This window comes from Arthrobacter sp. JCM 19049, assembly GCF_001310435.1.
This window is the reverse complement of the sequence record NZ_BAXF01000043.1, coordinates 1-11,208: the sequence shown is the minus strand read 5'-3', so window position 1 is coordinate 11,208 and position 11,208 is coordinate 1. Positions and strand designations below refer to the sequence as shown.

General features: G+C 63.1%; 7 protein-coding genes and 3 pseudogenes. 3 read left to right on the top strand and 7 right to left on the bottom strand.

Annotated features, from left to right (window positions below; all coding sequences use genetic code 11):
* A pseudogene (gene cydB / locus JCM19049_RS03895) lies at positions 1–569 on the bottom strand (cytochrome d ubiquinol oxidase subunit II); the annotation flags it as partial.
* An 18-nt stretch (positions 570–587) separates the two neighbouring features.
* Complete coding sequence (locus JCM19049_RS03890; protein ID WP_279402417.1) at positions 588–2,159, bottom strand: cytochrome ubiquinol oxidase subunit I; 1,572 nt, start codon at positions 2,157–2,159, stop codon at positions 588–590.
* A gap of 369 nt (positions 2,160–2,528) precedes the next feature.
* On the opposite strand from JCM19049_RS03890, the gene JCM19049_RS03885 reads away from it, so the two are divergent.
* Positions 2,529–2,900, top strand: coding sequence for a BlaI/MecI/CopY family transcriptional regulator (locus JCM19049_RS03885; RefSeq protein WP_054820860.1), 372 nt, complete (start codon positions 2,529–2,531; stop codon positions 2,898–2,900).
* A gap of 248 nt (positions 2,901–3,148) precedes the next feature.
* Entirely contained in the window at positions 3,149–3,886 is a 738-nt protein-coding gene (locus tag JCM19049_RS03880; RefSeq protein ID WP_306420672.1) for a M56 family metallopeptidase, read from the top strand.
* A 118-nt stretch (positions 3,887–4,004) separates the two neighbouring features.
* Here the strand turns inward: JCM19049_RS03880 and JCM19049_RS03875 are convergent.
* Positions 4,005–6,033, bottom strand: a pseudogene (locus JCM19049_RS03875) (type IIA DNA topoisomerase subunit B).
* A gap of 298 nt (positions 6,034–6,331) precedes the next feature.
* Here JCM19049_RS03875 and JCM19049_RS03870 point away from each other — a divergent pair.
* A complete protein-coding gene (locus tag JCM19049_RS03870; RefSeq protein WP_054820859.1) occupies positions 6,332–6,556 on the top strand; it encodes a hypothetical protein in 225 nt (74 codons plus the stop codon).
* Between the two features lie 228 nt (positions 6,557–6,784).
* On the opposite strand, the pseudogene JCM19049_RS03865 reads toward JCM19049_RS03870, so the two are convergent.
* The 4 genes and pseudogenes from JCM19049_RS03865 to JCM19049_RS03855 form a co-directional block, all read right to left on the bottom strand.
* Positions 6,785–7,989, bottom strand: a pseudogene (locus tag JCM19049_RS03865) (RNA polymerase sigma factor).
* Between the two features lie 252 nt (positions 7,990–8,241).
* Positions 8,242–9,342 carry a DUF4192 family protein gene (locus JCM19049_RS03860; RefSeq protein WP_279402418.1) on the bottom strand — a complete coding sequence of 367 codons (1,101 nt, stop codon included), beginning with the start codon at positions 9,340–9,342 and terminating at the stop codon, positions 8,242–8,244.
* An 84-nt stretch (positions 9,343–9,426) separates the two neighbouring features.
* Complete coding sequence (locus tag JCM19049_RS18485) at positions 9,427–9,594, bottom strand: hypothetical protein (protein ID WP_279402415.1); 168 nt, start codon at positions 9,592–9,594, stop codon at positions 9,427–9,429.
* The coding region (locus tag JCM19049_RS03855) for an MFS transporter (protein ID WP_279402414.1) at positions 9,557–11,208 on the bottom strand (1,652 nt) is incomplete at its 5' end. The genes JCM19049_RS03855 and JCM19049_RS18485, both read right to left, overlap by 38 nt.

Genomic DNA, 11,208 nt, shown 5'->3' with positions numbered 1-11,208 from the left:
CGCGGATCGGCCCATCGGTCTTCAGGCGCAGGAAGGCCAGCGCCTGGATCAGGCAGTAGCCCACGACCGCCAGGCCACCAAGCACCGCTTCCCAGCCAAACCAGGCGAACGCTCCGCCGACCCGGTCCCCGTTTTCATTCAGTGGCAGCCCCAGGGTGGTCAGCGCCAGCATGGCGCCCACACCGAAGGCGGCCACGAAGGAGCCCAGGCTCATTGCCAGGTTCCACATCTTCAACGCGGTGGCGGTGTGCGCCTTGCCGCGGTATTCAATGGATACGGCACGGAAGATCAGTGCGGCCAGCACGATCACCAGCGGCAGGTAGAGCCCGGAGAAGATCGAGGCATACCAGTAGGGGAAGGCGGCGAAGGTGGCCCCGCCGGCGGTCAGCAGCAGACCTCGTTGCCGTCCCAGACCGGGCCGATGGTGTTGAGCATGACCCGGCGCTGGCGTTCATTGCGGGCCATCACCCCCATGAGCATGCCCACCCCGAGGTCGAAGCCTCAAGGAAGAGGTAGCCAAGCCACAGGACGGCGATGACCACGAACCATAGTGTTGGAAGCCATTCCATTGTCAGTTTCCGTTCCCGCTAGTAGGCGAAGGACAGCACATCATCATCGTGCTTGTCCTCGTCCTTGCGCTCGTCGTTGTTCAGTTCGGGCATGGAGGAGGCCACCCCACCGCGGATGAACCGGGTGAGCAGCACGAGTTCGACCACCAGCAGCACTGCGTAGATCAGCGTCAGGCTGATCGTGGAGAAGAGCATCTCCCCGGCACTGACGGTCGGCGAGACCGCGGCGGCGGTGTACATGAACACCTGGTCAATGCCGCCCATCTGCGGGTTCGGCGCCACAACGAAGGGCTGACGTCCCATTTCGGTGAAGATCCAGCCGAAGGAGTTCGCCCCGAACGGGGCGGCGATGCCCAGCAGGGCCAGCCGGGAGACCCACTTGTTGTGCGGCACGGTCCCCTTGCGGGTGAGCCACAGGGCCACCGCGGCGGCGACGGCGCTCAACCCGCCCAACGTGATCATCAGCCGGAAGCCCCAGTAGGTGACCTCCATGACCGGGACGTAGTTGATTTCCTGGCCGGCGTACTGACCGAGGTATTCCTCATCCGGGTAGTGGGTGCCGTACTTTTCCTGGTATTCGGGGATCAGCGTGTTCACGCCCTTGACCGGGGTTTCAAAGTCGCCGTTGGCCAGGTAGGAAAGCAGACCGGGCAGTTCGAAGACCGCGGTGACGTCATCGCAGCTGGTGCTGCCCTGGGTGCGGACATCGCCCAGCGTCAGCACCGAGAACCCGGTGCCGTCGTGGCAGGCGGCCTCGGCGGCGGCCATCTTCATCGGCTGCTGCTCGAACATCAGCTGGGCCTGGGTGTGCCCCGAGAAGGCCACCCCCAGGAAGGAGACCAGCGCCACCACTGCACCGATGCGCAGCGAGGAGAGCCATACCTTGTGGTCGGTCTTGTCGCGGTTGCGGCCCTTGCTCAGGTCTTCCCCAACGATGACGCGCCCGTTGGCGTCCACCGTGTCGATGCCCTCCGCGCGGCGACGGTACAGGTGGAACCAGGAGATGCCCAGCAGGAATCCGCCGGCCACGGCGAAGGCGCCGAAGACGGTGTGCGGGAAGGTGATCAGCGCCGTGTTGTTGGTGAACACGGCCCAGGCGTCGGTCATGACCGCGCGCCCGTCAACGATTTCGGTGCCCACCGGGTGCTGCATCCACGAGTTTGCGACGAGGATGAAGTAGGCCGAGAGGATGCTGGCCAGCGAAGCGGCCCAGATCGTGGCCAGGTGCAGCTTTGCCGGCAGTTTCTTCCAGCCAAAGATCCACAGTCCCAGGAAGGTGGATTCGACGAAGAACGCCAGCAGCGCCTCCATGGCCAGCGGGGCCCCGAAGACGTCGCCGACGAATCGGCTGTACTCGCTCCAGGCCATGCCAAACTGGAATTCCTGCACGATACCGGTGGCCACGCCCATGATGAAGTTGATCAGGAACAGCTTGCCCCAGAACTTCGTCATTCGCAGCCACTGTTCATTGCCGGTGCGCAGCCATACCGTTTGCAGCACCGCTACGACCAGCCCCAGCCCGATCGTCAGCGGCACCATCAGGAAGTGGTAGACGGTGGTGATGCCAAATTGCCACCGCGCAATTTCCAACGGTCCATCGGTTTCCCTTCGAGTGTAAACACGTTTCTACTGAACGTAGAAAAGTCGTTCACCACCACGATAGGCCAATTTCGACAAGACGTAGAACTCGCGGGTAACCGGCCTGTGGCCTGCAAAACAAGCCACCGACCAAACCGCGTGATGCCAGCAACAGGCAAGCGCCAAATTTGCCGAGTTCTCAAGGTGCGCCCAAGAGACTATGCCCGAATGTGATTTGGCAACAATAATCTACTCAGACCCGATTTTTACGAAGTGTAGAAAATTTGGTCAATCCCCTATAGAATGGACTGCACGATACGTTCGTTGGCGCTTAATGGCGCCGGACGTTTTAGCACTAGTAGGCAAGTGAGGTACTGCCCTGTGGCCAGCCTTGGCGATCTGGAACGCTCAGTCATGGAACTTCTGTGGGACTCCGCAGAACCACTGACCGCCAATGATCTGCGCGATGAACTCGCCGCACCCGGCGATGCTGCGAAGGAACTCGCAGTCACCACTGTGCTGACGGTACTCGCGCGGTTGGAAAAGAAGGGCCTCGTCGCCCGGGAACGCTCCACGCGTCCGCACCGCTACACGGCCTCGTCGACCCGCGAGGATCACACCGTGAACCTGCTCAACGAGGCATTGGGAACCGCCCAGGACCGCGAAGCTGTTCTGGCGCGCTTCATCGGCGGCATTTCCCCCGACGAAGCGGCGGCACTTCGTGCTATCTTGGACGCACCGAAAACCGTCTAAATCCTTCACGATATAGAGGCTGAGTGCTTCTCACCTCATACTTTCTTGCGGCGTTGGCCATCGCATTAGCGTGGCACGCCGTTGGCGTTGGCCAAAGCGAAATGGCCAGCCCGCTCCCCGGTGGCCGCTGTCCTGTTGTGGCAGGCCATCGCCCTGGCCGGTGGGCTGTCAATGATCGGCTCCATGCTCGTGTGGGGTCTGACTCCACTGGGCGATGACCTGCTCAGTGCCCTGCACCAGGATGGCGCTTGCTGCTCGGGGACCCCGATGCCCCGTCCCCCGGGGTGGTCCACCTCTTTGCGCTCAGCGCCGCACTGCTCTTTGCCACCCATCTGGTCCTGACCCTGCTGCGCGCCGCCTGGCGGATCTCCCGGCAGAGGGCCAAGCATCGCCAGCTGCTGATGCTGTTGACCAACCCCGCCGAGGACCGGCCCAATACCCTGGTTTTGGACCATGACGTCCCGGTTGCCTATTGCGTTCCGGGCATGACCCGCTCGGTCACCGTCCTGTCCCGTGGACTTCTGGACCAGCTCTCCGAGACCGAACTGCAGGCGGTGCTGGCCCACGAGCGGTCGCATCTTGAACAACGCCACGACCTGCTGATCCTGGCCTTCACCGCCTGGCACGAAGCCCTTCCCTGGCTGCCGACATCGCGCCTGGCGTTGGACGCGGTGCGCCAGCTGACCGAGATGCTGGCCGATGACACGGCCCTGCAGAAGGTGCAGCGCCCAGTCCTGTTGCGGGCCATCGTGACCGTCGCGTCCTCCGTGGCCCCCAACCCGGTCCACGATCCCGCCCAGCAGGGCGGCTCGGGCGGCGACCTGGAAACCGTGCCGAACGGAGAATTGTCCTCCGGACGCCTGCAGCGCCTGCTCAATGATCCGAACCCGCTGAGTGTTTTCCAGACCACGGCGATCGTCTTTTGCTCACTGATGCTTTTGGTCTGCCCCACCGTGTTGCTGATTGCGCCCAAGCTGCTGGGCTAGACGCAATCCACAACCGGCCACGGCTGAAGTCCCGGAACACCGGGCAAAAGGAAACGCCGACCGGTCCCCCCGGGTAATACCCGAGGCAAACCGGTCGGCGTTTTCGCTGCTGGCGCCCCTAAACGTCGATGCGTTCGCGTTCCAGGTTGTCAGCACCGGAGATGATGAATTCCTTGCGCGGTGCCACATCCGAGCCCATGAGCAGGTCGAAGATTTCCTCGGCCGCCTGGGCATGCTCCACGCCGACCCGGCGCAGCGTGCGGTGCCGGGGATCCATGGTGGTTTCGGCCAGCTGGTCCGCGTCCATCTCACCCAGGCCCTTGTAACGCTGGATCGGCTCCTTGTAGCGCCGGCCTTCGGCCTCGATCTTTGCCAGCAGGCGGGTCAGCTCGGCTTCGGTATACGTGTAAACCACTTCGTTGCTCTTCGAACCGGGATTGATGATCTCAATCCGGTGCAGTGGCGGCACCGCGGCGTAGACCCGGCCCTCCTCCACCATCGGTCGCATGTACCGGTAGAAGAGGGTCAGCAGCAGGGTCCGGATGTGGGCGCCGTCCACATCGGCATCGGTCATCAGGATGACCTTGCCGTATCGGGCCTGGTTGATGTCAAAGGTGCGGCCCGATCCGGCGCCGATGACCTGGATCATCGAGGCGCACTCCGCATTCGAGAGCATGTCCGAAATGGAGGCCTTCTGCACGTTCAGGATCTTGCCGCGGATGGGCAGCAGGGCCTGGAAGTCGCTGGACCGGGCCAGGCGGGCGGTACCCAGCGCACTGTCACCCTCAACGATGAATAGTTCGGAACGCTCGGTTTCCTTCGTCCGGCAATCCAGCAGCTTGGTCGGCAGGGATGAGGACTCCAGAGCGGTCTTGCGGCGCTGGGTTTCCTTGTGCACGCGTGCGCTCACGCGGGACTTCATCTCATTGACGACCTTCTCCAGCAGTGTGGCCGCTTCCTGCTTTTCTGCACGCTTCGTCGAGGCCAGGCGCTCGTTGAGCGCCTTCTCCACGACGCGGGAGACGATCTGGCGCACCTGCGAGGTACCCAGGATCTCCTTGGTCTGGCCCTCGAACTGCGGTTCGGCCAGGCGGACGGTCAACACGGCTGTCATGCCGGCCAGGACGTCGTCCTTCTCGATCTTGTCCTTGTTGCCGAACTTCAGTTTGCGGGCGTTGGCCTCCACGGCCTTGCGGAAGGACTTCAGCAGCGCCTGTTCAAACCCGGTCTGGTGGGTGCCGCCCTTGGGCGTGGCGATGATGTTCACAAAGGTGCGCACCGTGGTGTCATAGCCGATCCCCCAGCGGACGGCGAGATCGACTTCGCAGACGCGCTGCAGATCTTCAATGTGGCTGCGCCCCTCGGCGTCGAAGACCGGCACTTTCTCATGGAATGAGCCGCTGCCTGGATCCGCCAGATGTCGGTGACTGCCGAATCGCTGGAGAGGAAGTCCACGAATTCGCTGATGCCGCCGTCGTGTTGGAAGACCTCCTCGTAGGGCCCGTCCTCACCCAGGGTGCCGGGCAGGCCGCGCTCGTCGCGCAGGGTCATGCGCAGGCCGGGCACGAGGAACGAGGTCTGCCGTGCGCGGTTTTGCAGGTCCTCGTAGGAGAAGCGGGCATCGGAGGTGAAAATGTTGTCATCCGCCAGTAGCGGATCCGGGTTCCGGTGACGCCGCGCTTGGCCTTGCCCACCACGTCGGGTTCGGTGGCCTTCTTGAAGGCCTCGAAGGGAGCATCCGCCCGGGGTTTGCCGCGATCGGTGAAGCGGCCCGGTTCCCCGCGGCGGAACTGCATGCCGTAGGTCTTGCCTCCGCGGTCAACTTCCACGTCCAGGCGTGCCGAAAGGGCGTTGACGACCGAGGCGCCCACACCGTGCAGGCCGCCGGAAGCGGTGTAGGAGCCGCCGCCGAACTTGCCGCCGGCGTGCAGCTTGGTGAAGACGACCTCGATGCCGCTCAGGCCGGTCTTGGGTTCGATGTCCACCGGGATGCCTCGCCCGTCATCGCGCACTTCCACCGAACCGTCGTTGTGCAGAACGACGGAGATGGACTGGCCATAACCGCCCAAGGCCTCATCGACCGAGTTGTCGATGATTTCCCACAAGCAGTGCATGAGTCCGCGCGAGTCGGTGGATCCGATGTACATGCCGGGACGCTTGCGTACGGCTTCGAGTCCCTCGAGCACGGAAAGATGGCGGGCGTTGTAATTATCGGCTTTGGCCACGTGGTTACTAACTCCTACTGCTGCCTGACGGGGATCCTGCCCCCATTCTAGTCGTCAATGTGTTCGAATTCTGTGAGCCGGACACCCGTGAAAACGGGAACTTGGCCACTATGAGCTTATCCACAAGCAGTACGCGGTGAGCGAAAGAGCGGCCCGAGGGGCATAAAGTTCGGGCCATAACTGGTTGTATTGAATACACCAAGATTTAAGGAGGCTGGCAATGACTACTACAACTGCAAGTCGCGAACTCAATGCCCTCGACCGGTGCGACCGTTGCGGCGCACAGGCCTACGTAAGGGCCGTGCTAGCCTCCACAGGTGGCGAACTGCTGTTCTGTGCACACCACGCACGAGCCGTAGAGGATAAGCTTCGCCCGCTCACCTCGGAGTGGCAGGACGAAACTTCGCGGCTTTACGAGAAGCCGAAGGTGGACATCCAGGACTAGCTCGCGCCGTCCGTTGTCTGCCAAACGCTGGGATCCGCCGAAGGGCGGGTCCCAGCGTTTTTGTTATGGGTCAAATATTGCTCCGCAGCGCCGGTGCCGCTCAGCAACCGCCAAGCAGGGCCCGGCCACTCATCGGTGTGCGGGTGTGCGAATTGCGGCGAAATGTTGGGTTTAACGACCGCGGCGGACGAAGCCACACAGAGCTTCGTCCGCCGCGGAACGATCGTTTTAGTCCAGGTAGTCGCGCAGCACCTGAGAGCGCGAGGGGTGACGCAGCTTGGACATCGTCTTGGATTCGATCTGACGGATGCGTTCACGGGTCACCCCGTAGACCTTGCCAATTTCGTCTAAAGTCTTCGGCTGACCGTCGGTCAGGCCAAAGCGCATCGCCACGACGCCGGCTTCACGTTCCGAGAGGGTGTCCAGCACCGAGTGCAGCTGCTCCTGCAGCAAGGTGAAGGAAACCGCGTCGGCCGGAACCACGGCTTCCGAGTCCTCGATCAGGTCACCGAACTCCGAGTCGCCGTCTTCACCCAGCGGGGTGTGCAGGGAGATCGGTTCGCGGCCGTACTTCTGGACTTCGACAACCTTTTCCGGGGTCATGTCCAGTTCCTTGGCCAGCTCTTCCGGAGTGGGTTCGCGGCCCAGGTCCTGCAGCATCTGACGCTGGACGCGGGCGAGCTTGTTGATGACCTCGACCATGTGCACAGGAATACGAATGGTTCGTGCCTGGTCGGCCATGGCACGGGTGATCGCCTGACGGATCCACCAGGTGGCGTAGGTCGAGAACTTGAAGCCCTTGGTGTAGTCGAACTTCTCAACCGCACGAATCAGACCCAGGTTGCCTTCCTGGATCAGGTCCAGGAACAACATGCCGCGGCCCGTGTAGCGCTTGGCCAGCGAAACCACGAGGCGCAGGTTGGCCTCCAGCAGGTGGTTCTTGGCGATCTTTCCGTCGTGGATGATCTGTTCATAGTCCCAGCGCAGCCGCTGGTCCATTGACCCGTCGTCCTTGTTCAGCTTGTCCTGAGCGAACAGCCCTGCCTCGATGCGCAGCGCAAGATCCACTTCCTGCTCGGCGTTCAGCAGTGCGACCTTGCCGATCTGCTTCAGGTAGTCCTTGACCGGGTCGGCGGTGGCACCTGCCACCATCACCTGCTGCTGAGGGGCGTCGTCTTCGGACGAGCTGATGACGAAGCCAACGGAATCGTCTTCAGTCTTTTCTTCAGTTTCGGCGTTGTCGGTCTGAGCTCGGTCTGCTCTTCGTTGTCAACGACTTCTTCTGAGGCCTTACCGGCGGCCTTGCTGCTTGCCTTGGCCTTGGTTGCGCGCTTCTTCGCGACAGGTTTCTCTGCCACAGCCTTGGCGTTGGCTTCCTCAGCCGCAGTTGCGTTGGCAGCCTTGCGCTTAGCGTTCGTCTCAGTTGATGACACGAATAACCTTTCTCACGATGCGTCCCAGATGCACCTACCGGTAACACCACTATGACCCTGTCAAGTCCGTTAGCGGAAACAAGGAGTTTCCGCCATGGCGACAGTCACGTATTTCAACGCATCTACGCCTTCTTTTGTTCCCGCTGTGAAAAGACGGAACGCAAAAGAACAATCGGACCTAACCGGGTCTGTTGTCCCATTATCCACGAATAACCACGCAGGCACCACTTGGCGCGGCCGGATTTCGCGCTCCTAATGGAAACTTGAACGCCAGGCACGTTGGGGATCAGTGGCCCACTCCGGCATGATTCCGCGGTAAAGCAGTTGCTGCAGCAACTGCGCAAGACGGTATTCAGGGTCACTATCCAAGGCGGTCCGCAAGAGCGCCATGGACATGCTTCCCCTGCCTTTGGCCCATTCAATCCACGCCAGGATGCACAGCAGCGCCGAACGCTGTCCGGCTCGCGCCACCCCCAATAGGTCTCGGCAGATGAACCACAGGTTCTCCAGCCGTTTCCACTCCGGAGTGTTCGCCCCACCGCCTAGCAGGAAATCGGCCAGTTCCTGGGCGCGTTCCTCGGTCTCGCGCAGCGCCAGTTCACGCACCGCCGTGCGCGCCGCGACCGCACCCACACCAGCGAGGTAGGGCAGGATGTCGCGCACGAGCCGGATTTCCAAGCCAGAGAGCAGCCGTGCCGCGACCAATGGTTCGGAGCGCATGGTTGCCTCGGACTGGTAGGCGTCTGTTTCCAGCAGTGCAGCCAGGTATCCAGGCAGTCGTACATGTCGCCGTCGAGCGAATCGGCGAGGCTGCGGATCGTTCCGGCGTTCTCCCATTCCGGGACGCCCTCCCCGTCCCAGGCTCGTGCAGTGGGGCGGAACCGGCCAGGACCATTCTGAGGTAAGTGTCGCTGAGTTCCGGGCAGGCCGGTTCTCGCGCTGTTCTGGCACCGCCCCGTTGTAATTCCACACCATGCCCCGGTTGACAAACCACGCCTGATGCAGTGGCGTACGGCGCGCATCGAAGCTCTCGCTGAGCTCGGCAAGCAATTGGTGATAGGGCAGTTCCCGCCCGGCAGGTGGCGGGTCGTTGGAGTACAGGACGCACAGTGCTCCGGTCAGCTGCGGCAGCTTTCCCACCAACTTGCAAACCTGCTCCACCCACGGCCGGCGCTCCCCCGCGCTGTCGTGTTTTGGCAGATCAACGCGCAGGGTCGCTTCCAGCTTCTTGTCGACCATCAGCAACAGCACGGCCGAATCGGAGGGATGAAACCCCAGCGCGTGGGGCACGTAGGCAAGGATGTCTTCGGCGCGCTCCAGGGAGAGCGGCCCTTGTTCCGGTGTAGTAGTCATGACCCGACAGTGGGCCAAGACCGAGGTGCCCACGGAATCGGGGACCCCGAGTGTGGACAACTCGGGCCGCAGCCACCAGGGAAGCTAATGGCCGGGATTTTGCTGGCGGCGCGCCTTCTTGCGTGCCAGGAGCATCCCGCTGATGCCCACGGCCACGAACACGAACTGGACGCACAAGGCCAGCTTGAACGCGCCCAGGTTGTACAGTTCCCGTTCACCGCCGGCCAGCTGGAACTGGAAGTCCAGCAGCATGCCGACCAGGTACATGCAGATGAAGGCCCCGGAGAATCCTCCGACGTTGACCAGGCCCGTGGCTGTTCCCATCACGTGCGGCGGGTTGAAGGTGCGGGCAAAGTCGAAGCCGATCACCGACGCCGGACCGCCAGCGGCGATGCTGATCATCAGGACGATCAGCACCCACAGCGGCGCCCGTCCGGGCCACAGCAGCACCACGGCCCACATCACCGTCATCCCCAGCACGATGGTCAGGGCGATCAGCGACCGGCGGGTCGGATAGCGGGCGGTGAGGGCCCCAGGATCGGGGCAAGGACAATCGCGACGACAACGAAGATCGACAACAGGCTGGAGGCCAGTGCTCCGGAGACCCCCTGGCCTTCGACGAGGAAGGGGAAACCCCAGGTAAGCATGAATACGTTGACCATGAACGCGGTGCTGAAGTGGGTCCAGAACCCAGCCGGGTGCCCGGTTGCCGCCACGCCGCCGCCAGCCGCGCCCGGGTGCTCAGCGGGTCCTCTTCCCCGGTGCCACGCCATTCGTGCCCATTGTGCACAAAGGTGATGACCAGCAGCAGGGACACGAAGGCGATGACGGCAAGCATCGCAAATGCCGGGGTCCACCCGACGTGGATGAGCATCGCGTGGAACGGGAAGAGGCTGATCAGCTGGCCCAGCTGCCCTACCGTGCCGGTGATCTGGGTGAGCATCGGGATGCGGGACCCGGAGAACCACATGGGCAGCAGCCGCAGCACCGAGACGAAGACCATGGCATCCCCGGCACCGACCAGCACACGCCCAACCAAGCCCTGGGGGACGTTGTTCGCAAAGGCCAAGAATGCCTGGCCCAGGGTCATCAGGATCGCCCCGCCGACAATCATCCGGCGCGGGCCGACCTTGTCCAGGATCAGCCCGACCGGCACCTGGCCGGCCGCGTACACCAGCAGCTGGACGACCGAGAAGGTCGCCAGGATCGAGGCGGAGGCGTTAAAGCGTTCCGTGGCCTCCAGCCCGGCCACGCCGAAGCTGGTGCGCTGGGCGACCGCCGAGAGGTAGGCCAGCAGCGCCACCGTGTAGACGATCCAAGATTTTTTTGAATTCAGCTGGTCATGGCTCAAGGGTCGGGTCACCGGAACCATCGGCCGAATCTTCGGGGCCGTGCGGGTCATCGTCCGAATCGGCGCCTCATCGGCGTCGGTGTGCGTGGCGTCCTCGTGACGGTCTTCGGGCAGGGGGCCGGTTTCGGCCAACCAGGCATCCAGGTCCTCGATCCCGGCCAGGAACGATTCGGCGCGGGCACCGATCTGCTCGGCGTCGGGAAGCTCATGGTCCTCATCAAGCAGCAGCGACCGCGGCTGGTGCTCCTGGGCGTGGGCGTCAAAGCGCTTCTCAAACCCGGCCACCATCTGGCGCACTTCGGTGTTCGCGTCGATCTGTTCGGCCAGCTGTCCTTCGATCAGCCGGCCGGCTTCACGCAGGCTGTCGGTGGGCAGGGCCAGTTTCAGGGCCGCCCCCACAAATTCCAGGGCGGCCACGGCCACCGGTGGGTATTCGGCCTCGGCCAGGTAGTGCGGGGTGTGCAGCGAGTAGCCGACCACGTCGCGCCCGGCCTCGGCCAGGCGGATCTCCAGCA

What these genes read in the sequence shown, in the direction of transcription:
- JCM19049_RS03870 (WP_054820859.1), top strand. Translation starts at nt 6,332, where the DNA reads ATGACTACTACAACTGCAAGTCGCGAACTCAATGCCCTCGACCGGTGC.
- JCM19049_RS03860 (WP_279402418.1), bottom strand. Translation starts at nt 9,342, where the DNA reads ATGACTACTACACCGGAACAAGGGCCGCTCTCCCTGGAGCGCGCCGAA.
- JCM19049_RS18485 (WP_279402415.1), bottom strand. Translation starts at nt 9,594, where the DNA reads ATGCTGCTGGACTTCCAGTTCCAGCTGGCCGGCGGTGAACGGGAACTG.